Raw genomic sequence first — 26,848 nt, forward strand, 5'->3', positions numbered from 1 at the left:
CATTTACGGCAGGGTACCCTGCTTATAGTGAATGTCAGACTAATTTTATAATAAAAGGATGGGATTAAGATGGCTACAAAAAACAAAACAGATCAAGCAAAATCGGTGGAACAAGTACTTAATCGTCAGGTGGCAAACCTGAACGTCCTGTATGTTAAAATCCATAACTATCACTGGTATGTAAAAGGACCTAACTTTTTCACACTGCACGTAAAATTCGAAGAATTCTACAATGAAGTGACTGTACAAATGGATGAAATTGCTGAACGTATTCTTACCCTCAAAGGTAACCCAGCGGCTACGATGAAAGAATATCTGGAGATTTCCTCCATTCAGGAAGCAGCTGGTGGCGAAGATGCCAACACAATGGTACAGAATCTGATCGAAGATTTTGCTACATTGTCGAACGAGTACCAGGAAGGTATTGAAGTGGCAGACGCTGCGGAAGACCAACCAACATCTGATATGCTGACAGGCTTCAAAGCTGATCTGGAGAAACATATGTGGATGCTGCGCTCTTTCTTGGGCTAATTCCATCCTCATTTACCGAGTTTGTTGGCTTATAAACCATACAGTTACTCTAACCTTTCTTTCACGTTGTCAGGATGACGCCGAGCGTCTATACTGCTGACAAGACTGACTTTGGGAGGAGAACTTTATGATAGGCACAACGATACCGGCATTAAAAGAATGGGCCTCCGCAATCAAAGCACTGGAAACGGGTCGCCAGGTTATGGTGATGCGCAAAGGCGGGATTGTGGAGGAAACCCGACGTTTTGAGTTGAAAAGTCCAGCGTTCTATCTGTATCCGACTTATGAACATCAGCGTAAAGAACTGATAAAGTCCTCTGATCATTTCTATGTTGAGGAATCACTGGCCGAATGGGTGCCTGAAGCTTCGACGATCCATCTCACAGCATATGCTGAAGTGACACAGGATTTGGAGATCAGAGATCAGGAGATGCTGGATCGACTTCTTGACTTTCATATGTGGACAGCGGATTTTGCCGAAGACCGCCTAAAGTGGAAACGCAAAGATCCACTCCACGTATTGATACTCCGAGTGTACCGTTTGAAGGAACCGATGGAGATTCCCGTGTTACCTGAATACAACGGATGCCGTTCATGGATTTCCATTCCGAATGGTCCGGTGCCGCGCGAAATGACGCCGGTGGTGGACGTTGCGGATTTTGACGAACAGGTACAGAAGATTAACGAGATGCTCAAAATGTAATGTTATTTATCGGAAGGACTTGTCCATGATATGGATAGGTCCTTTTTCGGTTGAAAGGATCAGATTTGATAAAAGGTTGAATCCTTGTGATTTTTCTCACTGTCTATTTATGACGAAGAAGTTTTGTCATTTGATTCAATCTGGCTTTTATTATAGAATCAAATAGAATAATGTTTCCTGTAAGGGACAAGAGTTCTTAGGAAATGACTTGATAATCATTGAGAATCAGTTTAGAATTATTCTAAAGTGATTCTTGCTTTGGAGATTGGAGTACAGGAGAAATTCAGGGGAAGCCCTGTTCAGATATTAATAGGCGCTTTTTCGTTTTCGACAGTAAACATCAATTTAATCAATGGAGGGAAACAATACACATGGCTACGAATTTCGTCATTGAAGGTCTGAAAGCGACGATCGAAGGTAAGGAAATCCTGAAAGGCATCAACCTGGAAATGAAAGGTGGAGAAATCCACGCAATCATGGGTCCGAACGGAACAGGTAAATCAACACTGGCTTCTGCACTTATGGGGCACCCTAAATATGAAGTAACAGACGGTACGATTACACTTGATGGTGAGGATGTACTGGATATGGCTGTAGACGAGCGAGCTCGTGCTGGTCTGTTCCTGGCTATGCAATACCCGAGTGAAATTGCTGGCGTAACGAATTCCGACTTCCTGCGTAGCGCAATCAACGCACGTCGTGGTGAAGGCAACGAGATCTCCCTGATCAAGTTCATTCGCCAAATGGAAGGTAAAATGAAAGAACTCGACATGAATCCTGAATTTGCTCACCGTTACCTGAATGAAGGTTTCTCCGGTGGTGAGAAAAAACGGAACGAGATTCTGCAAATGATGCTGCTTGATCCAAAAATCGTAGTACTCGATGAAATCGACTCCGGTCTGGATATCGATGCTCTGAAAATCGTGGCAAACGGTGTAAACGCAATGAAGAGCGAAGATCGCGGCTTCCTGATCATCACTCACTACCAACGCCTGTTGAACTATATTACTCCTGACTATGTACACGTAATGATGCAAGGTCGTATCGTGAAGTCTGGTGGACCTGAACTGGCTCACCGCCTGGAAGCTGAAGGATATGATTGGGTTAAAGAAGAGCTGGGAATCACGGACGAAACTGTAGGTCAAGCGTAAAGACAAAACGGAGGAGGATAATCAATGACTACACAAACAATTCTTCCGGTTGAATCTGAAGCGCTTCGCGCCTTGTCGGAAAGCAACAATGAACCCGGCTGGTTGACCGAGCAGCGTCTCGAAGCCCTTAAGCTAGCAAGTGGGCTTGCGCTTCCCAAACTGGAAAAACAAAAAATCGAACGCTGGAATGTCAGCGAGTACGGCACGTATAAAGCTAGTGAAGCGATTGCTTCCCTTGAGGAAGTACCAGCTTCCATTAAAGATCTGGTTAAGGACCAAGCGGAAGGCAGTCTGGTTATCCAGCGTAATTCCGGTACGGTATATTCCAAGTTATCTGCTGATCTTGCAGCAAAAGGAGTTATCTTCACAGATCTGGCTACAGCAGTTCGCGAACACAGTGATCTGGTAAAACCATATCTGAATACGGCTGTGAAAGCAGATGAGCATTCACTTGCTGCACTGCATGCAGCGCTTTGGAACGGTGGGGTATTCCTCTATGTTCCGAAAAATGTAGAAATTGAAGTTCCGCTGCAAGCGGTACTGCTCACAGATGATGCTTCTGCAACGTTTGCACCTCACGTGCTTGTAGTTGCTGAGTCTAACAGCTCCGTTACTTATGTGGATAACTATGTATCTGGCGAACTGTCCTCACCTGTATTCCATAACGGTGTTGTGGAAGTATTCGTGAAAGCTGGTGCCAAAGTCCGTTTCGCATCAGTTCACCAATTGAGCACGAATGTTACTGACGTATCTTTCCGCCGTGCAGTGGTGGAGAATGACGGTTCGATCGAGTGGATCGTTGGTGAGATGAACAACGGTGATACTGCAAGCAACACGATGACGGTTCTTAAAGGAAATGGCTCAAGCTCCGACTCCAAAGTGATTGCAGTAGGTTCCGGTTCCCAAAAACTGAACTACACAACAGAAGCTCGTCACTTCGGCAAAAACACGCCAAGTCAGATGATTACACGTGCAGTTATGCGTGAAGAGGCTTCTGCAATCATTAACGGAATCACGAAGATTGAGAAAGGCGCTACCAAAGCGGACGGACAGCAAACAGAGAAAGTACTGATGCTGAGCCCGAAAGCACGTGGAGACGCCAACCCAATCCTTCTCATTGATGAGGATGATGTAACAGCAGGTCACGCGGCTTCTGTAGGTCAAGTCAATGTGGAGCAAATTCATTACTTGATGTCACGCGGGATTAACCGTACGGATGCGGAACGCCTGATCATTTACGGGTTCCTGGCTCCGGTGGTGGCGGATATTCCTCTGGAAGCACTGCGTACCCAATTGCAGTCTCTCATCGAACGGAAACTGGGACAATGAACCCGGCTATCCGCGAGCAGTTCCCGATCCTCCACCAGGAAATCAACGGACACCCGCTCGTATACCTAGATAACGCAGCGACTTCCCAGAAGCCGCTGGCTGTAATCGAAGCGATTAAACATTATTATGAATATGAGAACTCCAATGTGCATCGTGGTGTTCATACGCTTGGAAGCCGTGCAACGGATGCTTATGAAGGCGCACGTGAGAAGGTTGCCAAGTTTATCAACGCACGGCGCACACAGGAGATTATTTTCACCCGTGGGACAACGACTGCTCTGAATTTGGTGGCTTCGTCCTACGGACGCGCAGTCTGCAAAGAAGGTGACGAAATTGTTATTACGCAGATGGAACACCATAGCAATCTGATTCCATGGCAGCAGGTAGCCAAGGAAACGGGAGCGACATTGAAATACATTCCGCTTCAGCCGGATGGTAACATTGATTTGGCTGATGTGGAGAAGACGATTACGAACAATACTAAAATTGTAGCAATCGCGTATGTATCCAATGTTATGGGTGTTGTTCATCCGGTAAAACAAATCGCTGAAATTGCACACCGCAAAGGTGCTGTCATCGTTGTGGATGGCGCACAGAGCACACCGCACATGAAGGTAGATGTGCAGGATCTGGACTGTGATTTCTACGCATTATCCGGCCATAAAATGTGCGGACCAACCGGGATCGGTGCACTTTACGGCAAAAAGGCGCTGCTGGAGTCCATGGAGCCGGTTGAGTTCGGCGGTGAAATGATTGATGATGTGGGTCTCTATGAATCCAATTGGAAAGAGCTTCCTTGGAAATTCGAAGGGGGAACACCGATTATCGCAGGTGCGGTTGGATTGGGCGCTGCTATCGATTTTCTGGAGCAGATTGGCATGGATGAGATTGCTCATCATGAAAGTGTGCTGGCAGCTTATGCAACGGAACGTATGGCCGAGATTGACGGACTGACCATTTATGGGCCAGCTAAGCGTCATGTCGGAGTGGTTACATTTAACCTCGGTGATGTACACCCGCATGATGTGGCAACTGTGCTGGATGCGAGTGGCGTAGCCATTCGTGCCGGACACCACTGTTGCCAACCGCTGATGCGTTGGCTTGAAGTCAGTTCAACAGCTCGTGCCAGTTTCTATCTATACAATAACGAACAAGATGTGGATCGGCTTGTCAGCGCCTTAATCCAGACAAAGGAGTATTTTGGCGATGCAACTTGATGATCTGTACCGGCGTGTCATAATGGACCACTACAAAAACCCGCGGAACCGCGGAACGTTCGATAATGAAGCTGTCACGGTGAATTTGAACAATCCAACGTGCGGCGACCGGATTTCACTGCAACTTTTGCTGAAAGACGGAATCGTTCAGGAAGCCAAGTATACGGGGGAAGGTTGTTCCATCAGCATGTCCTCGGCATCAATGATGACCGAGGCAGTCAAAGGCAAAACGATGGATCAGGCACTCGACATGGCTAACCGTTTTTCCTCACTGATGAAAGGGGAAGAAGTTGATTTCGACGATTATGAAGATCTCGAAGCCCTATCCGGTGTGAACAAGTTCCCTGCACGCATCAAATGTGCCACATTGGCCTGGAATGCACTACGCAAAGGAATTGACGAAGAGGACAATGTACAATAACGATAGGGAGGTAGAGCAAGATGGCTAAAAAAGCACCAGAAATGGAAGAGTATAAATATGGTTTTCGTGATGAGCACAAATCCATCTTTCAAACAGGTAAAGGTCTGACTGCAGAAGTCGTTACCGAGATTTCCAAAATTAAGAACGAACCGGAATGGATGTTGGAATTCCGTTTGAAATCCCTGAAACAATTCGAAAAGATGCCTATGCCTAAATGGGGCGGAGACCTCGACGGATTGGATTTCAACGAAATTCAGTATTATGTTCGTGCTTCTGACAAGCAAGGAAAAACATGGGAAGAGGTTCCTTCCGAAATCAAGGAAACTTTTGATAAACTGGGTATCCCTGAAGCGGAGCAAAAGTTCCTCGCAGGTGTATCGGCTCAGTATGAGTCCGAGGTTGTATACCACAACATGCAAAAAGAATTGGAAGATCAGGGCGTAATTTTCATGGATACGGATACTGCACTTAGAGAGCATCCAGAAATCCTGCGTGAATATTTCGCAACCGTTATTCCACCAGCAGATAACAAATTCGCTGCATTGAACAGTGCCGTTTGGTCCGGAGGAAGCTTCATCTACGTGCCTAAAGGCGTAAAATGTGAAGTGCCTCTGCAAGCCTATTTCCGGATTAACTCTGAAAATATGGGACAATTCGAGCGTACACTCATCATTGCAGACGAGGACAGCTTCGTTCACTATGTAGAGGGCTGTACAGCTCCAATCTACAGCACGAACTCACTGCACAGTGCGGTTGTTGAGATCATCTGTAAGAAAAATGCCCGTGTTCGTTATACAACGATTCAAAACTGGGCACCAAACATCTACAACCTGGTTACGAAACGTGCGGTTGCTGAAGAAAATGCAACGATGGAATGGGTCGATGGCAACATCGGTTCCAAACTGACGATGAAATATCCAGCAGTTGTACTGAAAGGCCGCGGTGCTAAAGGTTCGGTTCTGTCCATCGCTGTAGCTGGTAAAAATCAGCATCAGGATGCAGGCGCGAAAATGATTCACTTGGCTCCAGATACAACATCGACGATTGTATCCAAGTCGATCAGTAAACATGGCGGTAAAGTAACCTACCGTGGTCTGGCTTCCTTTGGTCGCCAAGCGGAAGGCGCAAAATCCAATATCAAATGTGATACGCTCATTCTGGATAACGAGTCCACATCCGATACGATTCCTTACAATGAAATCATGAATGATAACATCATGCTGGAGCATGAAGCTACGGTATCAAAGGTGTCTGAGGATCAACTCTTCTACCTGATGAGCCGTGGTTTGACCGATGCAGAAGCAACACAGATGATCATCATGGGCTTTATTGAACCGTTCACGAAGGAACTGCCGATGGAATATGCGGTAGAGATGAACAGATTGATCAAATTCGAGATGGAAGGGTCGATTGGTTAATCCAACTGCCCTGGCCCGTTTCGAAACGTCGATTCTGATTGTGGCGAAGTTATGCTGAATCAGTGTCACGTGAATTAAATAGCGTATCAAGAAAGATCGAGGGAGTTCATCCCTCGATCTTTTTTTATTGCAGTAGAAATGCGCTCGGATGCTCTATCCTGGGTTTATTTGTAATAAAATAAGATCAATAGCACAAGCCATTTACTAGATTTAAGCATCTAATGATAGAAAAGGATGTGAATACATGAGCATAAATCCGTTTAAGGGATATCGGATTACAAGTTCATTTGGCTATCGAATTCATCCTATTTCTGGCGGTCAGACATTTCATCGTGGAATCGATCTCGTCACAGAGCCATGGAATGGGCCCATACATGCATTTATGGACGGGACTGTACGTTTTTCTGCGGAAGGTGCTACAGGCTCAGGATTCGGCGGTTACGGGCTTACGGTTGCAGTACAGGATCATAGGGGCTACTTGCATTGTTATGCTCACCTTTCTCGAATTGCAGTAAAAGTTGGACAGCAAGTGAAACAAGGACAGCTTCTTGGCAACCAGGGGAGCACGGGTGAAAGCACCGGTCCGCATGTGCATTATGAGGTACGCAAAACGAGCTCCCCTTCGTATGGATACACGGCTAGTGAAAATGGTGTTGTTGATCCAGGGATATATTTGCAATCTGAATATAGTTCAACGGTTGAAGAACAGGAGGGGACGCCAATGACGATGGAGGAAAGAGCACGATTAACAGCGATGGAGAAGATGCTGGAATCCCAGTCAGCCTGGATTCAGCAGCAGAAAAGCATTTCCAGTATGGCTTGTCCATCTTGGGCTGAGGAAGCTTATCATTACTACCAACCATATATAATGAACGAAACAGGCAGTTATGACTTTTGGAGATTACTTGTCATCATGTATCGTAAGGAGAAGGGAATCAAGGTCTCTTCCAGTTCCTCAAGTTAACGAACAGATCAGGAGTATACGTGAAGCTTGATTTAGGCAAAAGCAGGCAGACAACCATTTATTGAATGTTTCCAGTTCGCCCGGTTCATCCCAACGCAAACGTCATATGTTAGGGTATACCTGATGAAGAGGAGGCAATCACATGAGCGAAGTAGGATATGGCTGTGGGGGCAACGTAGGCGGCGTAGGCGGATACAATATGTTCACAAACACGGGTGCGATCTTGGTACTGTTCATTCTGTTGGTTATCATCACTAAAGCATTCTGTATTTAATCTGATATGAACAAACCGGTATACAAAAAGGGAAGCCTTAACGGCTCCCCTTTTTTTCACGTGCATACAATGTAAACGTGTAAGATGTTCTCTTGAATTTGGGTTATTCTAACTGCTGCTGCACATACCTGAATGCTAATGCTTACTGGATATAAATTTCAACGATAGCTACATCTCTTTCCTTCACTAAATCAATAAAGGCTGTAGAGGTCTGAACGAGTGGGCGGAAGTAATCCGCAGGGTTGTTCAAAACAATCAGACCGGTTTCGCCGGTCGTGAGCAGAACCCTTTTGCCAATAAAATTGGGTAGCATGTGTTTGATGAGTTCCTGCGTAACTTCAGCATTCAACTGACCGAAGCTGAGGCTGTACAATTCGCATAGCACGGAGATTAGTTCCTGCTTGGTCTGATACACCCGAGTGGTCGTCATCGCGCTGTACACATCGGCTACAGCCGTTATACGGGCAAATGGATGAATCTCGTCGCCTTTCAGTCCGTAAGGGTAGCCACTTCCATCCTCGCGCTCATGATGCTGGAGGGCAACGGTTGCAAGGATCTCGTCCTGAGTGGACTCTTTGACAATCTCATAACCATATAACGTATGTTTCTTCATTTCCTCGAATTCTTCGGGCGTTAATTTTCCCGGCTTATGTAACATTTCAGAAGGAATCTTGGACTTGCCGATATCGTGAAGATATCCTGCTTTGGCTACGGTCAGACATTCTTCAGGGCTGTAGCCCATCCAGCCGGCGATATAAAAAGCAAGCATTCCGACTTGTAAGGAATGGTTGTAGGTATAGTCGTTATCCCCGTCAAGCATCAGCAGCAAGGAGACAACGTCCTTTTGTTTTTCAAGCTGTCCCGTTAGGGTTATCAAAATCTCATCGACCTGAGTCTCATCAATAAAACCCTTCTCCATCGCTTGTTCAAATAGAGATTCTGTACCTTTGATCGTATCGTTAAACAGGTTAGTTAACAGACGGGTTTGATCGGAAGGTAAGGTTTGTGCATCAGAGTGTAGGTCAGATGTTGTATGCTCTACATCTGCGTAATCGATTCCGTGCTGCAGCAGCTTGGCAATATCATCGTCGCTGAGTGTGGAACCTTTCATCAGCATGTGGAGACCCGAACTGTTGTACACATCTTTTTTTAACAGGTCGCCAGTTTTAAGATCAGTAACATGCACTCTCACGTATAAACCACCTTTTCCTCGACTAATATCGACACATATGATTATAATAACAAGAAAAAAATGGGTTGACAACGACTTATTTACTAATTTCGTCACCCCTCGAACAGGTCGAATGACTAGTTAATTAATTGTCTGTGGGGTTCCAGGGTCCTAGTTGATGACCTTTCCACTCGGAACCATCTTCCCATATTTCTTTTTTCCAGATGGGTACATTCTGTTTGAGTCTTTCAATCGCGTAACGGCTTGCGTCATAACAGTCACTGCGATGAGGGGAGGAAACGGCAATAACGACGCTGATCTCTGCTACGTCTACCTTCCCAATCCGATGGCTAATCGCACATTTTACGCCTGGCCAGCGTTCATTGATTTCACTACCGATAGCTGCCATCTGAGAAAGTGCCATAGGTACATAGGCCTCATATTCAAGATGAACCGTTCGTTGTTGTCCAGTCATTTCACGGGTGGTGCCAACAAAGGTAAGGGCTGCTCCATGGTTTGCAGTGATGACGAGCTCCGTTGTAGCTTCCACGGACAGTGGGGACTGGGTGATCAGGAATAATCCGTCATCTGTACGATGCTCAGGATGGGAATAACGATGTCCGTCACCATTCAAATGGGTGCCATCTCCTCCCGATACAGGGGGAATTAAGGCGAGTTCATCATGGGCCTTGATTATAATATCGGCAGAAGCATACTGCTGGTTTACTGCCAGAAAAGAAACACGTATTTGAGCAGCCGCTTCAGGGTAAGCAAGGCCCAGTTTTTCTTTTAATTGCACAGGAGTTGGATCCGTTCCGGGGTATTCATATTCAAGCAGAGATGTGCCCAAACGTTCAGCGATTCCTGCAAATAGTTGAATTGTTAATTTCATGGAAATAACTCACCTCTTTTTAATCTCTAAACCCTATAAATATATCATAACGACGCGGAAAATGTTATGCTTATCCATTAGAGGATGTACGTTATCGACGATAAGAGGGAGGCGGTGTGATGAGCACCAAGAAGGCGCAAACATTAACGATTCTACACACCAATGACATCCATAGTCATTTTGGCTCCATGAGCTCCATCGCCGCCATGATCGAACACGAGAGGGAACAGACTGGAGAACTTCTGGTAGTGGATATCGGAGATCATATGGATCGGATGGCAGTTGAGACGGAGGGTACCCTGGGCGCGGCCAACGTGGATGTCATTAATCTGACCGGTTATGATGCGATAACGATCGGGAACAACGAAGGACTAACATTTACACCCGAACAACTGGGTCAGTCTTACTCTGGACTTTTGTGTCCTGTTGTATGTGGAAATGTTGTGGACCAGGCTACGGGCCGGCCACCAGTCTGGATGAAATCCTCTCTCGTTCTGGAGAAGGGGCCATTTCGCATCGGTCTGCTTGGTGCTACAGCACCCTTTACCGCTTTTTATGAATTGTTGGGCTGGGATGTATTGGACCCGGTAGAAACGCTGCGTGAGCAGGTTGAAGCTTTGCGTGCTCAGGTGGATGTAGTCGTTATCTTGTCTCATCTGGGGTTTTCCACAGATCGCAGATTGGCCGAACAGATCCAGGGCATCGATGTCATTCTGGGTGGACATACACATCATGTACTGGAAGAACCATTAGTCATTGGTCAGACGGTGCTTGGAGCGGCAGGCAAGTTTGGCCAGTGGCTCGGTAAGGTGGTACTGGAGCGGGAATATGAAGCGAATGAACTTACACTGGTGAGCAGCGGCTGTTTTCCGGTCCAGAACATGATGCTCAAAGAAAGCGTATCGCTGGCTATAGATACACACCGGACGGAAGCCGAGCGTACGCTTGGTCAAACAGCCGTTATTACGGACAGGACGCTTACCATTGATTACGATCATGAGTCTCCGTTTGCGTCATTGCTTGCCCAGGCAGTTCGTCAGTTCACTGGAGCGCAGTTGTCTCTTGTTAACGCCGGGCAGCTTCTTGCAGATCTCCCGCAGGGGAATATCACGAAGGGAATGTTACATTCCCTATGTCCATCTCCCATCAATGCCTGTACAATATGCTTGAATGGAATTCAGATTCGGGAGGCACTGGAGCAGTCCATGTTGTCAGAGTTTTCACGTAAACCGATTATCGGATTTGGATTTCGCGGGGATATTTTAGGAACATTGTGCATGGATGGAATGGTTGTGGAGTATGACCCCCATTCGCCTCCATACGAGAAAATCCGTGCCATATGTATTGACGGCGAGCCGATTCGTGATGAACATGAATATGTGGTAGGAACACTCGACATGTTTACGTTTAACGTAGGTTATCCGTCACTGGCTCTTGGAACGGATATATCGTATCGACTTCCTGAATTCATACGTGACTTGCTCGAAACGGAATTAAAGAGGCCTGGGGCGCTGGATGACAGCCTGCGATCCCGTTGGCATGAAATCTAACAAGTACTTGCCTTCTGCTGAAGCGGCGGCTAGTGGAAATTACATCTACGGAGCGGGAGAGGATAGGCTGTGCGTTTAGTACATATAAACCTATTGCAGCCTGGCATGAAGCTGGGGAAACGAATTTATAGTGAAGAGGGTTTGGTTCTGCTCAGTGAGGGAGTGGAGCTGACCAGTCGGTTGATTGGACGTCTGAAAGACCTGGGGATTGGATATGTGTATATTTCGGATGCAGCAACAGAGGATATCATCATTCCGGATATGCTGCAGGAAGAGACCAGGCGCAGAGCGCTGGTCGAGATCAAACAGCAGTTTCAGAGTATGTCGGGTCTCAAAACCAAAAGCCGAATCCCACACTTCGGAAAAGCACTTAGCGGGTTAATGAATACGATTCTGGAGGACATTGGCAGTCAAAAAGAAGCGATGATTATGCTGATGGATATGAACGCCAGTGATTTTGACCTGTATAATCATTCTCTCAATGTATGTGTGTATACGCTGGTTCTTGGTGTGGCATCAGGCTATACTCGGCAGCAGCTAATGGAGATTGGACTAGGAGCTCTATTGCATGATATTGGAAAAACACAGATAGCCCCAGAAATTCTGCACAAGCCTGCCAAACTGAGCGATGAGGAATTTAAAATCATACAGCAGCATACTACATATGGACATCGTATTCTCAAAGATGAACCAGGTATACCGCTCCTTGCTGCACATTGCGCATTACAACACCATGAGCGGATTGATGGCAGCGGCTATCCTTTTGGTTTGAAAGACAAAGAGATTCATGAGTACGCCAAATGGCTGGCCCTTGCCGATTCGTATGATGCGATGACAACCAATCGGGTATACAAACAAGCTTTGCTGCCACATCAAGCTGTGGAAGTATTATACACGGGTTCAGGGACTTTATATGAACAGCGAATGCTGGAGAAATTCCGTGACTGCGTAGCCATTTATCCCTTAGGTATCTCCGTCACGCTGAGTTCAGGGGAGGTCGGGGTTGTTGCAGACATCCATACGCGCGTTCCGCAACGACCACGCATTCGTGTTCTCAAGGATGCAGACGGACAGACATTAAGTGCACCTTACGAGATCGATCTGGCTACAGCGTTGTCTGTTATGATTACAGGCGTTGAGGGTGTGGAAGACGCTACGCCAGCTGCAGCGCGTGGCGAATTATTTTGATATCCTGACGTCAAATGGAGAATGGGTCAACGCTCATATCGTAATATCAGGGCCGAGCCGGCCTGATATTACGCGGGCGTTTTTTGTCATGTAATGGACAGAGCATGCTCATGCCAGAGCACAGGAAATTGTGCTATGATTAAAGATAACTCCAAAAGTTGAAGACGGGGTATGTTGTAAATAAAACTTTTTAGGTTAATAAAAGGAATAAGGTGAGGAACAATGACCATGCTAAACTCAGGATCGGTAGAACCGATGCCTTTATCGCCGACTAATGATCCTTGGGATCCGATCGGCTCTTTGCGTACATATGGACGCCATGTGCTGACCAGTGTAGAAATGACCGTGACTCATCTGTGCAATATGCGCTGCGAGCATTGTGCGGTAGGAGATATGTTAACGATGCGCGAAGCACCTGCGCTTCCGCTACCTTTGATGCTTAAAAGGCTGGATGAGGTTGAGCACCTTCAGACGATCAGTCTGACGGGCGGTGAGCCGAGCTTCAGCCAGAAGACCGTGGATGAGATGATCATTCCGCTCCTCAAATATGCCAAGGAACGGGGTATTCGTTCCCAGATCAACTCCAATCTGACGCTGGATTACCGTCGGTACGAGCAGCTTCTGCCTTATCTGGACGTTATGCATATCTCATTCAACTATCTGAATGCCGATGACTTTCACCAAGTCGGGTTTGCCAACAGTGGTAGACCTGTAAAACGGGAAGTCGCGGTGAAGATGTATGAGAAAATGATTGAAAATTCCCAAAAACTCAGTGAAGCGGGCATGTTTATCTCTGCGGAGTCCATGATTAATTTCCGTACCCATGACAAGCTTGAGGGCATTCATCAATTGATCCGTGAGATGGGCTGTGTCCGTCATGAAGTGCATCCGATGTATAATTCGAATTTTGCTTCTGCCCTGCCGGTGCTTTCTCTTGATCATATGAGAGCGGCTATTCATCGTTTGTTGGATGTGCGTGACAAGGATATGTGGATGCTGTTTGGTACACTTCCGTTCTTCGCATGCAGTGCAGCAGACCAGGATCGCGAACTGATCAACCGTCTGTATAGCGAGCCTAAAGTGACGGTTCGTAATGATCCCGACGGTCGTAACCGCGTTAATGTCAACATGTTCACCGGAAACGTGTATGTTACCGATTTTGCCGATATCCCGGCGTTTGGCAACATTCGTGACCGGAAGCTGGATGACGTATTCCATGAGTGGTCGGCGGAACATCCTTTGAATCAGACAGTGAACTGTCATTGTGATGCTGCTTCTTGCTGCGGTCCGAATCTGCTGGTGGCAGATATGTATTATAAAGGTGTGGATTTCAAATCGAGAAAAGCAATTACACGTTGATATTCCAGGTGTATTCCTGAAATAGATAGAAAAGGGGAGTTTCGACTTGGGTATTCATACCGAATTTCATCTCGGGCAGTTAGTATTTAATCTGGTCTGTGTGTTTCTGCTCGTATTTTTGAACGGCGTATTTGTCGCAGCGGAATTTTCTCTGGTCAAAGTTAGACAAACGCGCCTCACTCAATTACAGAGTGAAGGGAATAAGTTGGCTGGTTATGCACTGAAGGTGAATGGTAAATTGGATGCCTATCTATCGGCAACCCAGTTCGGAATTACGCTGACATCGCTGGGGCTTGGTTGGCTCGGTGAACCAGCCATTTCCGAATTGCTGGTCGAGCCTCTGATGTTCAAGCTTGGTGTAGCGGATACAGGACTTATATCCACGGTTTCAGTCATCATCGGTTTCTGTATCATTACGTTTTTACACATTGTGCTGGGTGAGCTTGCGCCCAAATCTCTGGCGATTCAAAAAACAGACAGAGTGGCTTTGCTACTATCGGCACCATTGCTGTTATTTTATAAAATTTTCTTCCCATTCATCTGGGTACTGAACGCGTCAGCCAATGCACTGCTGCGTTTGGCAGGCATTGAACCCGCCAGCGAAGGGGAGGCCCATTCCGAAGATGAGCTTCGCATTTTGATGAAGCAAAGTGCCAAGAGTGGTGTCATCGATAAGGATGAAATCAAACTGATGGATAACATCTTTGATTTCTCGGATATGCTGGCACGTGAAATTATGCTGCCGCGTACGGACATGGACTGTCTGTATACCCATATGTCTCTGGCAGAAAACCTGAAAATCATTAATGCAACGAAGCATTCCCGTTACCCTGTGGCTGTTGAGGATAAGGATGAGATTATCGGATTTATCCACATTACCGATTTGCTTCTAGCTGAACCAGAGCAGCAGCATGATCTGGCTGCGCTTGTTCGTCCGATTCTGAATGTTCCTGAATCGATGGAGATTAGTCATGTACTTCGTCTGATGCAGAAAAAGCACTCCCAGATGACACTGGTGGTCGACGAATATGGCGGTACAGCCGGTTTGCTAACTGCCGAAGAGATTCTGGAAGAGATCGTTGGTGATCTGTATGATGAGTTTGAGGACGAACGTCCACATATGGAGCGCAGTGGAGAAGCCTTTTCCATCGATGGTCGTTCCCTGATTGAAGAGGTCCATGAATGGACCGGAGCTGTCATTGAGGATGAGGAAGTCGATACGATTGGCGGCTGGCTGTTCAAGGAATTGGAAGGAAGCGTGGTCAAAGGCAAAACACGGGAGCAAAACGGTTACGTCTTTGAGGTGGAAGAATCAACCCGTCTCCGAATTACCCGAGTGAAGGTATATAAGCGACCTGATTCTGAAGAAGATAAGGTGGAGATAGGAGAACAGGAACAAGGTTCGATGCAGGCTGATGATCGTGAACGTAACAGGGACTGAGTATTGATGAATTGACCATCGATGCATATCGCCTCCATATTAATTGAAGTGACCTTTGGACACTGCCCAGCGGGGTGAGTCGTTCGAAGGTCTTTTTTTTTGCGTTCCGCTAAATATGGGATTAACTTGGGGGACGGCGACATATGGTTATAGAGACGGGAAATGAAAGCTTGTAATGATGCGATGTGGAATGTACCAAATCAGTGATGAAGGAGGCGTTGTTCTGTGTCAGATCCGCAGCTTCGTGCTTACGCCCCTTTTGTGGGGCCGTTTGATCCATGTCCACCGAAGGCGATTCGGACGTACCTGGTTCCTCCGCAATTGTTTATCCCATTTCAGCCGATGGGCTGGCCGCAGTTCAGTCCAGCTGAAGCCTTAAGAATTGGAACGTTGTGGCCTGCTTTATACAGTCCTTATACACCTGCGAGCTCGAAGGGAAGGAAGGTGGAAGCAGATGGAACCTGAAGCACCTAAAGCCTGCGATGCAAAATACTATGAGCTGCTGGAGGAACTTCAGGCCCTGGATTTTGTATTGGTTGAGCTGAATCTGTATCTGGACACCCACCCGGGCGACTATCAGAGCATTGAGCAATACAACAAATTCAGCCAGGAGCGGATGAGGGTGGCGCATGAGTTTCAGCAATTGTACGGACCGCTGATGAACTTTGGGCATGCTTTCTCCAAATATCCGTGGGAATGGTCCCAGACGCCATGGCCTTGGCAAGTGTGAGATAAAAGCCTCGAGTTTCCTTGCAGTTGTTCCAGGCCGGGAGCTCGAGGGATCGTAACAGGTTGGATTTGATTTAGAAGAGGAGGCATTTGCATGTGGGTGTATGAGAAAAAATTGCAATATCCCGTTCGGGTCAGCAAATGTGATCCTCATATGGCGAAATTGCTAGCGGAACAGTATGGAGGCGCAGATGGAGAACTGGCGGCCGCCCTGCGGTATTTGAACCAGCGGTATACAATTCCGGACAAGATTATCGGGCTGTTGAACGACATAGGCACGGAGGAATTCGCTCACCTGGAAATGATTGCAACGATGATATATAAATTGACAAAAGATGCGACTGTGGAGCAACTGGAAGCAGCGGGGCTTGGACCGAACTATGCACAGCGTGATTCTGCTTTGTTCTATACGAATTCTTCGGGTGTGCCATTTACAGCAGCCTATATTGCCTCGAAGGGAGATCCTATCGCGGATTTGTACGAGGATATCGCAGCGGAAGAGAAGGCACGGGCTACATATCAGTGGTTGATCGATCTGACGGATGACGTTGATCTACAGGATAGTCTCAAGTTTCTAAGGGAACGGGAGATTGTGCATTCCTTGCGTTTTCGTGAGGCAGTAGAGATTCTGAAGGATGATCGGGAGACAAAGAAGATTTTCTGAAAAGGATAACATATCATTCTCATTGCCGTTCTCTGCCAAGGGAGCGGTTTTTGCGATTAAAGGAATTGTTCAGAGCATCCTGCTCATTGGTTTTGAGGTAATGGGAATGGGGGTTATCCAGCAAAAGTTATCATTTCAAATATAAAATAATAAAAAACAGGGCAAGCCTTTTTTTATTAAAAAAAGACTGCCCTGTTTTTTGGGTTTAGTGTCATGCTCTCAGTATTCAACGACCATGGCAACATTTTGCCACCCAGCTCCGACGGTCCAGAACAGCACTTTATCACCACGCTGAATTTGGCCGGATGTAATGGCTCGATGCAATGCAATAAATGGACTGCTGGTTGAGGTGTACCCGAACTCGTCTCCGATGTAGACGGCAATATCTTCGCCAATGCCAATGTTCTCGGATACAGCACGTATATTGCCAATGGATAATTGGGAGAAACAAGCGGCTTTGATCTCGTCTGTTCCGATCTCGTTACGACTCAGCAGAGTGCGAATTGATTCGGAGGCTGCACCTACACAGATGGAATCATCAAACGGTATGAATTTTACATGGAAGGCACCTGCGTCAACACCGGTTTGGCCCAGTTTTGCAAGACCTTGTGCTGGGAAGAGGGAATTGCCGTACACACAGGTATCGGTCTGATAGATCGAGTCAATAAAACCGACAGCCTGTTCGTCCCGTTCAACAATGACAGCTGCTGCTGCGTCCCCAAAGTTCGCGAAGTATACAGGATCGTCCGGACTGGCGTGAGGAGCCACGTAATCAGAGCCGATAATCAAGGCGCGACGAATTCTGGGATTGCCCAGCATCTGGCGGCTAACTTGTTCAAAGGCGGCGGTCATGCCCGCACAGTTGGCATTGCTGTCAATGCAGATCGTATGGGATGCCCCGTTAATCAGGCGATGAATCATTAAGGAATTCGTAGGAAAGATGTATTCCGGCGTTTGACTTGCATAAGCAATCAGATCGATATCAGCACCGGTAAGTCCTGTCTTTTCGAGCAGATTACTGGCGGCCTCAAAGGCCATGCTTAGTGAGTTTTCATCATCGTTGTCAATTTTGTAACGTGTATCACGCCCAAGTGCCTTTAACAATCCCCGAATATCTACACCTCTTGCATCAAAATGTTCAATATAAAAGTCATTGCCCACCTTATTCGTTGGATGATAGATATCGATATCTACAATACGAATTCCAGCCATCTTCATTCTCCTCCTGAGCGGATGGGTGAACCCTCATGCTTGTCCGCCTGGTTTATTAGGTCGTAACCGTGGAGATGATCTCAAGATTTTCCAGTCCGACAGACCGTCCAAGACGGGACAGCTGCATTTTCAGAATGGCATTATTCTCAAGCGTCAACACCACTTTTTTGTATTCATCTTTTTTGAACATCTGCAGGCAGCCCTCAAGAAGAGGCACAATTTCCGGAGCGGTAACATTCAACTTTTTGCAATCGATATTCAGCTGATACTCCTTGGTGTTAATCGGAGCGATCGTGTCCTGATATGCCGAGATGGAACGTAAACCATCTTCTTGAGAGAAAGAGCCCTCCAGTTCAATGTTTAACACCTTGTTCGGAACGTCAGTTTTCAGTATAAAACTTCCCATGATTGTTCTCTCTCCTTTAAATGAGTTAAGGCTATCCTGCTAACCAAGACATAGGCCTTGAGGCCCTCGCTGACTGTGTCTGAGATGTAGTCGGATTCGGAGGATAATTTAACCATATTATAAAGGTAGAGCTGTAATAAGATCAATAAAAAAGTCGAATCGTGTATAAAAATGTAGAAGAGTGAATTATTGGATTTCATTCAGTGTAGCAAGCAATATATTAAAAGCACTGATGATTCGTGGAGCGCCAACACAAGGTGCCAGATGCAGCAAAATTCCTTTGAGCTGATCCACGGTTACACCGACACTTAACGCCATCGTATAATGAACCCCCAACTGCTCACACTGCCCCTGTGAGATCAGTGAGGAGATAATCGCAACTTCCTTCCATTGATCGGTAATGGTTGTACGCTGAAAAATATCCCCGTAAGCTGTTCCCATAATAAACTCGGCGAGCTCGGGGAACTGATCCTTAATCGGTGCCAGTGCTTTTGCACCATATTCACCGGAAAGCTTTGCAAAACGCTCCAATCCCTGAGTCACGTGTTCACTCATGCTAAGTTCCTCCTAATTCAAAGTCACGGTACGGTGAGCCGTGGGTGGGATCTCGTCGCGATCGGTAAGAAGCTCAATTACAGTAACCTGGTTCAGCTGCTGCGCGGCCTGGAGAGCTGAGGTGAATTCAGCCCGTGTTTCTGCCCGAAAAGCAACAGCACCGAGTGACTCGGCAAACTTTGCCGCATCCACGGGAACCTCAAATAAAGTGCCATCGATTCGACCTGTTGTTTTTTCCATGCCTTTCAGTGCCATATCCAGCTGTTTATTGTTCACGACGATGAAGATGACTGGCAAATTGTTGCATACAGCGGTGTTAATCTCAGTTCCAAGCATCATGAAGCATCCGTCACCTGTAATGCATACAATGGTTTCTTCCGGTGCAGCAGTCTTGGCCCCAATAGCCATGCCGATGGCATTGCCCATGCAGGCAAAATAGGCGTCAAACACAAAGCTACCGGGTTTCTTGACTTTATATCGTTGAACCGCATGAAAACCATGACTGCCATCATCCACAAACAGCTTATGATCATATGGAAGCAGTTCACTCATTTCTTCCAGCACGGAAGCTAGGGACAGGTTTGGCAGATCCGGGAGAGGTACGGTGTAATCAACAGTTGTCGTTTCTCTTGGAACAACAGGTTGTTCTGTCAGTGTACCGAGCAAAAACTGCAGGTTGTCCTTCAAGTCGCCGGTGATATGTAAGGTTTGAGCGTTAAGTATTTTACCAACGAATGTAGGATCAGCGTCGAATTGAATTAGATGTGCAGGATGGTTTACAGGCTTCAAATTACAGATCGTCATATCACTCAGACGTGAACCGAATACGATATAGAGATCACTTTGATTGAGCAGTTCATCTGCATGAGGGAAGCCGCCAACACCGCATGGCCCATGGTAAAGGGGATGATCCCAGGTAATGGCACCTTTACCTCCAGGAGAAGTAATGACAGGAATATTGAAATGTTCGGCCAAATGGAGCAATTCATCATGGGCTCTGGCGCGACTAACGCCTTTGCCTGCAATAATTAAAGGATGACTGGACTGTTGAAGTAAGGGGAGGATACGATTCAGGTTGGATACGCTAATCAGGGGTTCTGGCTCCGGGATGACAACCCGGAAATCAGCGAGCTGTTCGGTTTGTACATCAAACGGAAGACAGAGATGGACCGGACCCTTGTTGGGACCGAGTGCAATGGAAAGGGCGTGATTCAATATGGTGCTGAAATGATCACCGCGCTCCACCAGCTTGCTGAATAGGGTGGCAGGACGGAACATCTCCGCCAAATCAGCCAAGTAGGAAGAGGAGTCCTGACATTGTGGAAGCCCCAATTCCTGAATGGATTGATGACCCGTAATAAACAGGACAGGCAAGTTGTTGGCTTTGGCATGGGCTGCGGCGGTGAGCAAGTTGGTTCCGCCTGGACCTGAAGTGGCGAAGGCCACACCCAGTTTCCCTGTTTGAAGGGCATAGCCCGATGCGGCAAAGCCTGAACTGGATTCATGGCGACCTGGAATGAATTCCAAGCCGTAATCGACCATCTTCAGGACAGCAGGACATATGGATTTTCCGATAATACCAAAGACATGAGTAACGCCTAAATTACGCAGAGATTCTGCCAAATAGTCCGCAACTGTTCTCATGCGGGACACCTCGCTTCACAAAATAGGTTTTTGGACCCACAGGTCAAGTTCCATTTTTGGGGTGTATGTCGTTGTCTAAGGTTGTAAAAGGAAATAAATCCTTGTTAATAGGAAGCGTAGCTTTTTTTGTGGTTTTTTGTCAACCGCTTTTATGAGTATAAGCTCCTGATTCTTAGGTTGGAAACGCTTAATGTCTTGTCCCATAAGAGAAAATAAATTGGTTATATATTCCTGAAACAAATTACCTATAAACATGATTTATAGAATAAAATGTAAAATAATGTATAATGTGATGGATTTTTTGTGAGGATCCAATGAGAATCGTGTGCTTTCCATTTCGCATCCGTGCAAGGATTGGCAATGTTATGCTTTCTGTTATACTGAAATTCGATGGGAGTGAATTGAATGACAACGATAAAAATGGCCGTAATTGGACTGGGCAAAATGGGAATACATATGATTCATCAGGCAACAGAGGCGGAACTATCCGAAAAAGTAGAGATTGTAGCGGTGTGCGATTCCAGTGAGGATAATTTGACATTGTTTGCTTCCTCTCATCCTGAGACGAAGACGTATACAGATTTCAAGCAATTGCTCGACACACATCCGGTTGATCTGCTGTACATTGCAGTTCCACCTAAATATCATTATCCGGTCGTTATGGATGCATTAAAGCGCAAGATTCATGTATTTTGTGAGAAGCCACTGGCAAACAGCGTGGAGGAAGCTAGAGCAATGCTTGAGGCAGCCGAGAAGGCCGATGTAGTACATGCAATTCATTTCTCCATGCCGCATGAACCGTCTGTAGTGAAGTTGCAAGAGTTGATCCGTCAGGAAACGATTGGTGAGATTCGCAAAATCGATCTGATCCTGCAATTCCCTCTGTGGCCACGAGCGTGGCAGCAAAATGCATGGATTACCAGCCGCGAGCAGGGCGGATTTATTCTTGAAGTGGGAATCCACTGGATTCATATGATCCAAAAAGTGTTTGGTGCTATCCGCGTGATTAGCAGTCAGGTTCAATTTCCTCAAAATACAGGTGAATGTGAACATGAAGTTCAGGCTGCGATGGAGCTGGAGGATGGAACCCGAGTTCAGTTAAATGGGATTGCTCATTTTGCAGGTGAAGAGCGTGTATCCATGGTGGTTTACGGTACTGAAGGAACGATTGCCTTGGAAAACTGGGATCAACTATGGAGTGGACGCGTCGGGGAGCCGCTTGTTCCCGTCGTAGTAGAGGAATCCTTAAGCATGCTGCCTGTACTCAAACACGTCATTGCTCGTATTCAGGGCCAACCTGCCAAAATATACGATTTCCACGATGGCTATCATGCACAGCTTGTCCTTGAAGCGCTGCGTAATCCGGATCAATCCTGATCCCAAAAAGGACTGAGTTAGAAGAGGTTGTAGATTGTGTATAACTTTGATGACACAGATGTTTTACATTGCGCGGTTTACACTGCCAAACGTTTATGTTTATCATGGAAGGGGAACGATTCCGAATACATATCCCAATCCGAAAGGAACATTGGACATGACAAAAGAGACGGTATTGCGTAAACCGGAAGCAATGATTTTTGATATGGATGGTACTTTGTTTCAGACGGAAACTCTGTTGTTGCCAGCCTATCATCAGCTGTTTGATACATTGCGGGCTGAAGGGCATTTTGAGGGAGAGACTCCTCCTGAAGAACGAATGCTGGGAAGCCTGGGGATGTTACTAGAAGATATATGGAAAGTGGTTATGCCCGAAGCTTCAGTTGCAGCCCATCGACGTGCAGACGAACTGCTGCTTCAGTTGGAGATTGAAGGGCTGGATGGAGGGAGCTCGCAGCTGTACCCACAAGTAAAAGAGACGCTGGAAGCGTTGAAAGAACAGGGCGTGCGGTTGTTTGTTGCCAGCAACGGGCTGGAGGACTATGTTAAAGGTGTGGCCTTTGCCCATGAGATCATGCCGCTCTTTGAAGGCGTGTATAGTGCAGGACAGTACAAGACCCCTTCCAAAGTTAACTTGGTTCAGATTCTGCTTGAGAAGCATCGGATTCAGGATGCATGGATGGTCGGGGATCGCTCTTCCGATGTGGAAGCAGGTAAAATGAACAACCAGACCGTCATCGGCTGTGCCTATGCAGGGTTCGGACGAGATGAAGAACTTGCAGGATCAGATGTACTAATCTCTGATTTTACGGAACTGCTTCGTTTATATCGGGAAGCCGAATAGAAAAAAACTGACCACCCTAAATCCATTCGGATGTTGGGTGGTCAGTTTTTTTGGTTCAAGGAGAATTTGGTTCACTACCAATTTAAGTCTGACGGTCATAACCGGGATCTTCTGGTCCTTTTGAGGGTGGCAGACTTACCTTTTACGCGTTTGACAGGTTTGGTTACCTTTACTCCGCGAGGGGGACGATTCGTATGTGGATGGTTGCGGTACACCCACAAGGCGTACTCCAGTGGTTGGGTAATAGCTTTGGTGTAGGTATCCTGCTCACCGATACGGGCGAACACCTCACGCGCAGGTTTTGGATTCACTTCCAGCAAATAGATACGTCCGCTCTTGTCTATCGCCAGATCCAGAGCTAATTCACACAAGGCACCATAGGTGTTTTCCAGAAATGTGGCAACGTCAATCCCGAATTTCTCTGCAGTGGCATTGATTTCAGCCCGTTCCTCCTCATCGGTAATCCACTGTTTCAACAATTTGTGCATCGCAATAGCCTGACCGCCGCCATGCAGATTGGAAGTAACACTTTTCTCTGCGCCCATACGTCCTGCACATCCGGTCAATTCCCACTCCCCTTCACCATTCTTCTGGACCAGCATTCGATAATCATGAACACGGCCATTCGGAAGCTGAAGTTGAATACCTTGCTGAACAAGGTATTTATCTTTCATATTCCAATGCGTGAGTAGTGAACCAAGGCGTGACAGATGGACTTTGCGCGGGGTAATGATCCGGCGCTTTTGGTCCCGTCCTTGCACTAGAACCGTGTTAGCCTCGCTACCGCTGCGTTCGATACGGAGAATACCTCGTCCTCCCGTTCCATTAATGGGTTTCAGATAGATGAGTGAGGAGGCTTTCAGCATTCGATTCACATCGGACATATCCTGAAACAGAACGGTATCTGGCAGATGCGCACGAAAGGCTGATTTCCCCGAGAGCGTCTGATGAATCGTCCATTTATTGCGTAGTGGACGGTTCAGAAAGAGAAGATGCCCATATTTTTCCCGAAAGGCAAGCAATTGCTGGAATCTGCGATTGCGCTGTATACGGCAGCGGTCGAAGATCATATCCGGGAATGAACGCCATTCCCGGGACCACCCTTTTTCCGAATGAAAGACCAAAGCCTCAATCTGCTTGCCTCCTGAATGTACATCGGCAGGTGTGAACACATAGATATCGAGTCCCCGCTTGCGCCCCTCAAGGATCATTCTGCGGTATATACTCCGTTCTTCCAGAGCGCGATGTTCATTTAAGTACAACGTCATAATGCCCAGAACAGGTGAGGACACAAACAATCACCTTCTTTTGCTGTTATTCCTGTTCATCATCGTTTGGACTGACGGGCAAGGTAGGCGCTGTATTCAAAAATTCGTTCCAGTGACTGGCGCCGAATCTGCGGTTCATCGAACTTCATCGGCTTCGCATTCGCTTCGAAGAACCAGATCTCACCGAGATCGTCAACACCCAGATCCATGGACATTTCTCCAAGCGTATGCCCTGAGCCTCGTTCGACTTGTCTCGCAATCAACAATGAGGTAGATTTCACACGCTTCATCAGTGTAATTGATGTCTCTTCCCCGAACAGATCAGTGAGCAACTTCTCGGGGTCCTCCACACTACCTCCGCGCGGAACGTGGGTGGTAATGCTCCGGGAGCCGGCGAGACGGGCTCCAATTCCCGTTACGCTCCAGTGTCCTTTGCCGTTTTTCTGCACAAGTACCCTTAGATCGAAGGGACGCTTTCGGGAAGATGCCAGCTCAATCCCCTGTTGCATGATATAAGGCGTGTGTCCGGTCTCCTTGCGAATTCTTGCCCATAACTTGGAAAGGGTTGCTGCTTTGTACGTGGTGCTTTTACGGGTGCTTTGTATTTTAAGTCGGTAAGGAAGACGTTCTTTTTCCTGGAACTTGAGCATCATGATACCCTTTCCAGCCTTACCACTTTCGGGTTTCAGATACAAGTAGGGATATGACCGCAGCACCGTACCCAAAGCGGATCCATTACGCATTCGGCGAGTATAGGGAACCAGGTTCTGGGTAGACTTCGATTTTCTAAGCCATTCGAACAGATTCCATTTATTGAAGAAAAACGGGTTATAGAGCTCTATTCCAGACTGCATACATTCATCGATCTTGCGCTGCACTGAAGGCTTGCGCTCGTCTTCCCGGTTAGGGATGCGATTGTATAATACATGGGGGAGAGGGAAGGACTGTGACGTCCATTTTCCACTCCCCTTGTTGTACGTATATCCTTTCACGGTTGGACCGTTCACGTTCAGATCTCGTACAGTCACAATGTATACCACGTATCCCATATTCTCGCCTGTCTGCACAATGTCCTGAAAATTTTGGTGATTTCCCCTGAACATTCGCTGATCATCATGCATGGTGAGTACAGCAATGACTGGTTTGAAATCATCATGAGGACTCATCAATTGCCGTCCTGCTTCCGGAATTTGCTCAAATACAGGCAATGTTCCAAAATGTGCTCCACCGACGATTTTCCCTCCACGCGGAGTGAAGGATGACGGAAAATGGAGCGCCCGGGTTTGGCGTTGGCTTCGAACATCCATACATGTTCCTCCTGATCAATGCCCAGATCAAAGCCAATCTCACCAATCAGATGCTGGTGCTGGGTTTCAATCGCCTGGGCCAGTGTAATAGCGACGGATTTGGCATGCTGAAGCACTTCTCCCGCTCGGTCGCCAAAGTTGCGGCTGAGCGCCTGCTCAGGGGTCATCAGGGAACCGCCATTTTTGATATGTGTGGTTACGCTGCCTCGGCCAGCCTTCTTGGCGCCAATGCCGACGACCACCCAATGATTGTTTCCATTTTTATGCATGTGAAAGCGGAAATCAATCGGACATTCGTCGATCTCAATGAGCCGGATACCCTGTTGAACGACATACCCGCGGAGCTGTTTGCCGTGTCTGCCTTGAAGCATGCGCATCAGGCTATTGAACGAGCCGAAACGTAGCAGTGCGTTGCCACCTTTTTTACGATAACGGGCGAAATATCCACGTTTGGGTGAATAGGTCAATCGGTATATCCCGTTGCCCAGACTTCCAGCGGTTGGTTTATAGTAGACAAACTGATGCCGTTCCAACATTTCCCTCATCTGTTCCACCGTCGGATTAGTGATGGATTCAGGAATATGTCGTCCTGCTGCAGGTTCATTCTCCAACAACTTGTAGATGTCCGATTTGTTGAAGAAACTCCAGTTGAAGAATGGGATCTTGCGCCGGATGAATCGCTCTCGCAGCTGGTTGATCGCTGGTGAGAAGTCAGAACGGCGGCTGGGTAATCGGTTGTACACGACATCGGGCAGAGGTACTGTTTTCCGACTGAAGCTTCCATTGTCGTTAAGAAAAAAACCGGATACTGTTTCATTCTGCCAGTTAATATCTCGTGGGGTGAATGCATAAATATAGGATTTGCGACTGCCTTCGCGGAGCAGCTGTTTAATGAAACCCGTACGGGAGCCAAAAGGGCTGGTACCTGTAGCTGGTCCGTCAGACAATACGCCAATCAATGGACCCAGTTGAACTTCATCATTCTGCAGGTTGCGAAGGTAGATGCTGCCTCTTTTTGGAACGTTCATCAGATTGCGTATGCCTGAGGCGAGATAGAGATGTTTACCTGCTTTTTTGATTGGTTTGATCGTGGCAGGTACCCGGTCACGTCCAAACCGCAGATGTATCGTTTTTTTGCCGGATAGATTTAGGCTTTTCATTAACGCGTTGGATACATAAACCACTTTATCCGGCTGCTTTGTGAAATGCAGATTGCAAAAGGTCAAACTCATG

Annotated in this window: 27 protein-coding genes; 18 read left to right on the forward strand and 9 right to left on the reverse strand. The window is 46.9% G+C overall.

Annotated features, from left to right (window positions below):
* Positions 1–69 precede the first annotated feature (69 nt).
* The 9 genes from AC3ITG_RS09560 (at position 70) to AC3ITG_RS09600 (ending at position 8,008) form a co-directional block, all read left to right on the forward strand.
* Complete coding sequence (locus AC3ITG_RS09560; RefSeq protein ID WP_489253568.1) at positions 70–531, forward strand: Dps family protein; 462 nt, start codon at positions 70–72, stop codon at positions 529–531.
* Positions 532–658: 127 nt separating this feature from the next.
* A complete protein-coding gene (locus AC3ITG_RS09565; RefSeq protein ID WP_413376963.1) occupies positions 659–1,234 on the forward strand; it encodes a DUF1802 family protein in 576 nt (191 codons plus the stop codon).
* A 371-nt stretch (positions 1,235–1,605) separates the two neighbouring features.
* Positions 1,606–2,385 carry a Fe-S cluster assembly ATPase SufC gene (gene sufC / locus AC3ITG_RS09570; RefSeq protein ID WP_062320002.1) on the forward strand — a complete coding sequence of 260 codons (780 nt, stop codon included), beginning with the start codon at positions 1,606–1,608 and terminating at the stop codon, positions 2,383–2,385.
* A gap of 24 nt (positions 2,386–2,409) precedes the next feature.
* Positions 2,410–3,714 carry a Fe-S cluster assembly protein SufD gene (gene sufD, locus AC3ITG_RS09575; RefSeq protein WP_489253569.1) on the forward strand — a complete coding sequence of 435 codons (1,305 nt, stop codon included), beginning with the start codon at positions 2,410–2,412 and terminating at the stop codon, positions 3,712–3,714.
* Positions 3,711–4,931 carry a cysteine desulfurase gene (locus AC3ITG_RS09580; protein WP_090895337.1) on the forward strand — a complete coding sequence of 407 codons (1,221 nt, stop codon included), beginning with the start codon at positions 3,711–3,713 and terminating at the stop codon, positions 4,929–4,931. The genes sufD and AC3ITG_RS09580 overlap by 4 nt, the downstream gene beginning before the upstream one ends.
* Positions 4,921–5,352 carry a Fe-S cluster assembly sulfur transfer protein SufU gene (gene sufU / locus AC3ITG_RS09585; protein WP_063564289.1) on the forward strand — a complete coding sequence of 144 codons (432 nt, stop codon included), beginning with the start codon at positions 4,921–4,923 and terminating at the stop codon, positions 5,350–5,352. Before AC3ITG_RS09580 ends, sufU begins: the two co-directional genes overlap by 11 nt.
* Positions 5,353–5,372: 20 nt before the next feature.
* Positions 5,373–6,770 carry a Fe-S cluster assembly protein SufB gene (gene sufB, locus AC3ITG_RS09590; RefSeq protein ID WP_024629097.1) on the forward strand — a complete coding sequence of 466 codons (1,398 nt, stop codon included), beginning with the start codon at positions 5,373–5,375 and terminating at the stop codon, positions 6,768–6,770.
* 244 nt (positions 6,771–7,014) lie between these two features.
* Positions 7,015–7,734 (forward strand): M23 family metallopeptidase, encoded by a 720-nt coding sequence (locus tag AC3ITG_RS09595; RefSeq protein ID WP_489253570.1) that lies wholly within the window; start codon positions 7,015–7,017, stop codon positions 7,732–7,734.
* Positions 7,735–7,876: 142 nt separating this feature from the next.
* Positions 7,877–8,008, forward strand: coding sequence for a YjcZ family sporulation protein (locus AC3ITG_RS09600; RefSeq protein ID WP_489253571.1), 132 nt, complete (start codon positions 7,877–7,879; stop codon positions 8,006–8,008).
* A 142-nt stretch (positions 8,009–8,150) separates the two neighbouring features.
* On the opposite strand, the gene AC3ITG_RS09605 is transcribed toward AC3ITG_RS09600, so the two are convergent.
* Entirely contained in the window at positions 8,151–9,200 is a 1,050-nt protein-coding gene (locus AC3ITG_RS09605; RefSeq protein ID WP_489253572.1) for an HD-GYP domain-containing protein, read from the reverse strand.
* A 124-nt stretch (positions 9,201–9,324) separates the two neighbouring features.
* A complete protein-coding gene (locus tag AC3ITG_RS09610) occupies positions 9,325–10,071 on the reverse strand; it encodes a molybdenum cofactor biosynthesis protein (protein WP_489253573.1) in 747 nt (248 codons plus the stop codon).
* Between the two features lie 119 nt (positions 10,072–10,190).
* On the opposite strand from AC3ITG_RS09610, the gene AC3ITG_RS09615 reads away from it, so the two are divergent.
* The 7 genes from AC3ITG_RS09615 (at position 10,191) to AC3ITG_RS09645 (ending at position 17,002) form a co-directional block, all read left to right on the forward strand.
* Positions 10,191–11,621 (forward strand): bifunctional metallophosphatase/5'-nucleotidase, encoded by a 1,431-nt coding sequence (locus tag AC3ITG_RS09615; RefSeq protein WP_489253574.1) that lies wholly within the window; start codon positions 10,191–10,193, stop codon positions 11,619–11,621.
* 69 nt (positions 11,622–11,690) lie between these two features.
* Positions 11,691–12,809, forward strand: a complete 1,119-nt coding sequence (locus AC3ITG_RS09620; protein ID WP_489253575.1) for an HD-GYP domain-containing protein — start codon at positions 11,691–11,693, stop codon at positions 12,807–12,809.
* Between the two features lie 222 nt (positions 12,810–13,031).
* Positions 13,032–14,168, forward strand: coding sequence for a radical SAM/CxCxxxxC motif protein YfkAB (gene yfkAB, locus AC3ITG_RS09625; protein WP_413376979.1), 1,137 nt, complete (start codon positions 13,032–13,034; stop codon positions 14,166–14,168).
* A 52-nt stretch (positions 14,169–14,220) separates the two neighbouring features.
* Positions 14,221–15,609 (forward strand): hemolysin family protein, encoded by a 1,389-nt coding sequence (locus AC3ITG_RS09630; protein ID WP_413379548.1) that lies wholly within the window; start codon positions 14,221–14,223, stop codon positions 15,607–15,609.
* A gap of 225 nt (positions 15,610–15,834) precedes the next feature.
* The gene (locus AC3ITG_RS09635) at positions 15,835–16,074 is read left to right on the forward strand and encodes a spore coat associated protein CotJA (protein WP_413376981.1); all 240 of its coding nucleotides are present in this window, start codon (positions 15,835–15,837) and stop codon (positions 16,072–16,074) included.
* Entirely contained in the window at positions 16,064–16,339 is a 276-nt protein-coding gene (locus AC3ITG_RS09640) for a spore coat protein CotJB (RefSeq protein ID WP_063564297.1), read from the forward strand. Before AC3ITG_RS09635 ends, AC3ITG_RS09640 begins: the two co-directional genes overlap by 11 nt.
* Positions 16,340–16,432: 93 nt before the next feature.
* Positions 16,433–17,002, forward strand: coding sequence for a manganese catalase family protein (locus AC3ITG_RS09645; protein ID WP_063564298.1), 570 nt, complete (start codon positions 16,433–16,435; stop codon positions 17,000–17,002).
* Between the two features lie 219 nt (positions 17,003–17,221).
* On the opposite strand, the gene AC3ITG_RS09650 is transcribed toward AC3ITG_RS09645, so the two are convergent.
* The 4 genes from AC3ITG_RS09650 to AC3ITG_RS09665 all read right to left on the reverse strand — a co-directional run bounded on the left by AC3ITG_RS09650 (position 17,222) and on the right by AC3ITG_RS09665 (position 20,819).
* Positions 17,222–18,214, reverse strand: a complete 993-nt coding sequence (locus AC3ITG_RS09650) for a 3-oxoacyl-[acyl-carrier-protein] synthase III C-terminal domain-containing protein (protein WP_489253576.1) — start codon at positions 18,212–18,214, stop codon at positions 17,222–17,224.
* Positions 18,215–18,269: 55 nt separating this feature from the next.
* Positions 18,270–18,620: a hypothetical protein gene (locus AC3ITG_RS09655; protein ID WP_413376986.1), complete on the reverse strand. Its 351-nt coding sequence runs from the start codon at positions 18,618–18,620 to the stop codon at positions 18,270–18,272.
* Positions 18,621–18,806: 186 nt separating this feature from the next.
* A complete protein-coding gene (locus AC3ITG_RS09660) occupies positions 18,807–19,175 on the reverse strand; it encodes a carboxymuconolactone decarboxylase family protein (RefSeq protein ID WP_489253577.1) in 369 nt (122 codons plus the stop codon).
* A 12-nt stretch (positions 19,176–19,187) separates the two neighbouring features.
* Positions 19,188–20,819 carry a thiamine pyrophosphate-binding protein gene (locus AC3ITG_RS09665; protein WP_489253578.1) on the reverse strand — a complete coding sequence of 544 codons (1,632 nt, stop codon included), beginning with the start codon at positions 20,817–20,819 and terminating at the stop codon, positions 19,188–19,190.
* Positions 20,820–21,224: 405 nt separating this feature from the next.
* Here AC3ITG_RS09665 and AC3ITG_RS09670 point away from each other — a divergent pair, with 405 nt between their 5' ends.
* Together AC3ITG_RS09670 and AC3ITG_RS09675 are read left to right on the forward strand one after the other, a co-directional pair.
* Entirely contained in the window at positions 21,225–22,196 is a 972-nt protein-coding gene (locus AC3ITG_RS09670; protein WP_489253579.1) for a Gfo/Idh/MocA family protein, read from the forward strand.
* Positions 22,197–22,353: 157 nt separating this feature from the next.
* A complete protein-coding gene (locus tag AC3ITG_RS09675) occupies positions 22,354–23,040 on the forward strand; it encodes an HAD hydrolase-like protein (protein WP_163759324.1) in 687 nt (228 codons plus the stop codon).
* 95 nt (positions 23,041–23,135) lie between these two features.
* Here AC3ITG_RS09675 and AC3ITG_RS09680 read toward each other — a convergent pair whose 3' ends face one another.
* From AC3ITG_RS09680 to AC3ITG_RS09690, 3 genes are read right to left on the reverse strand one after another with little or no spacing between them, the layout of a single operon-like run.
* Positions 23,136–24,332 carry a YheC/YheD family endospore coat-associated protein gene (locus tag AC3ITG_RS09680; protein ID WP_489253580.1) on the reverse strand — a complete coding sequence of 399 codons (1,197 nt, stop codon included), beginning with the start codon at positions 24,330–24,332 and terminating at the stop codon, positions 23,136–23,138.
* A gap of 35 nt (positions 24,333–24,367) precedes the next feature.
* The gene (locus tag AC3ITG_RS09685; protein WP_489253581.1) at positions 24,368–25,474 is read right to left on the reverse strand and encodes a YheC/YheD family endospore coat-associated protein; all 1,107 of its coding nucleotides are present in this window, start codon (positions 25,472–25,474) and stop codon (positions 24,368–24,370) included.
* A complete protein-coding gene (locus AC3ITG_RS09690; RefSeq protein WP_489253582.1) occupies positions 25,474–26,847 on the reverse strand; it encodes a YheC/YheD family endospore coat-associated protein in 1,374 nt (457 codons plus the stop codon). Before AC3ITG_RS09690 ends, AC3ITG_RS09685 begins: the two co-directional genes overlap by 1 nt.
* Between the last annotated feature and the right edge of the window lies 1 nt (position 26,848).

The organism is Paenibacillus sp. GL_099_B (assembly GCF_057835695.1).

Bases quoted from the DNA above. Each gene is read 5' to 3' on its own strand.
- AC3ITG_RS09645 (WP_063564298.1), top strand. From the start codon at position 16,433: ATGTGGGTGTATGAGAAAAAATTGCAATATCCCGTTCGGGTCAGCAAA.
- AC3ITG_RS09615 (WP_489253574.1), top strand. From the start codon at position 10,191: ATGAGCACCAAGAAGGCGCAAACATTAACGATTCTACACACCAATGAC.
- AC3ITG_RS09610 (WP_489253573.1), bottom strand. From the start codon at position 10,071: ATGAAATTAACAATTCAACTATTTGCAGGAATCGCTGAACGTTTGGGC.
- AC3ITG_RS09660 (WP_489253577.1), bottom strand. From the start codon at position 19,175: ATGAGTGAACACGTGACTCAGGGATTGGAGCGTTTTGCAAAGCTTTCC.
- sufC (WP_062320002.1), top strand. From the start codon at position 1,606: ATGGCTACGAATTTCGTCATTGAAGGTCTGAAAGCGACGATCGAAGGT.
- AC3ITG_RS09685 (WP_489253581.1), bottom strand. From the start codon at position 25,474: ATGAGTCCTCATGATGATTTCAAACCAGTCATTGCTGTACTCACCATG.
- AC3ITG_RS09595 (WP_489253570.1), top strand. From the start codon at position 7,015: ATGAGCATAAATCCGTTTAAGGGATATCGGATTACAAGTTCATTTGGC.
- AC3ITG_RS09665 (WP_489253578.1), bottom strand. From the start codon at position 20,819: ATGAGAACAGTTGCGGACTATTTGGCAGAATCTCTGCGTAATTTAGGC.
- AC3ITG_RS09675 (WP_163759324.1), top strand. From the start codon at position 22,354: ATGACAAAAGAGACGGTATTGCGTAAACCGGAAGCAATGATTTTTGAT.
- AC3ITG_RS09650 (WP_489253576.1), bottom strand. From the start codon at position 18,214: ATGGCTGGAATTCGTATTGTAGATATCGATATCTATCATCCAACGAAT.
- AC3ITG_RS09600 (WP_489253571.1), top strand. From the start codon at position 7,877: ATGAGCGAAGTAGGATATGGCTGTGGGGGCAACGTAGGCGGCGTAGGC.
- AC3ITG_RS09690 (WP_489253582.1), bottom strand. From the start codon at position 26,847: ATGAGTTTGACCTTTTGCAATCTGCATTTCACAAAGCAGCCGGATAAA.
- AC3ITG_RS09640 (WP_063564297.1), top strand. From the start codon at position 16,064: ATGGAACCTGAAGCACCTAAAGCCTGCGATGCAAAATACTATGAGCTG.
- AC3ITG_RS09565 (WP_413376963.1), top strand. From the start codon at position 659: ATGATAGGCACAACGATACCGGCATTAAAAGAATGGGCCTCCGCAATC.
- sufD (WP_489253569.1), top strand. From the start codon at position 2,410: ATGACTACACAAACAATTCTTCCGGTTGAATCTGAAGCGCTTCGCGCC.
- sufB (WP_024629097.1), top strand. From the start codon at position 5,373: ATGGCTAAAAAAGCACCAGAAATGGAAGAGTATAAATATGGTTTTCGT.
- AC3ITG_RS09655 (WP_413376986.1), bottom strand. From the start codon at position 18,620: ATGGGAAGTTTTATACTGAAAACTGACGTTCCGAACAAGGTGTTAAAC.
- AC3ITG_RS09580 (WP_090895337.1), top strand. From the start codon at position 3,711: ATGAACCCGGCTATCCGCGAGCAGTTCCCGATCCTCCACCAGGAAATC.
- AC3ITG_RS09560 (WP_489253568.1), top strand. From the start codon at position 70: ATGGCTACAAAAAACAAAACAGATCAAGCAAAATCGGTGGAACAAGTA.
- sufU (WP_063564289.1), top strand. From the start codon at position 4,921: ATGCAACTTGATGATCTGTACCGGCGTGTCATAATGGACCACTACAAA.
- AC3ITG_RS09670 (WP_489253579.1), top strand. From the start codon at position 21,225: ATGACAACGATAAAAATGGCCGTAATTGGACTGGGCAAAATGGGAATA.
- yfkAB (WP_413376979.1), top strand. From the start codon at position 13,032: ATGACCATGCTAAACTCAGGATCGGTAGAACCGATGCCTTTATCGCCG.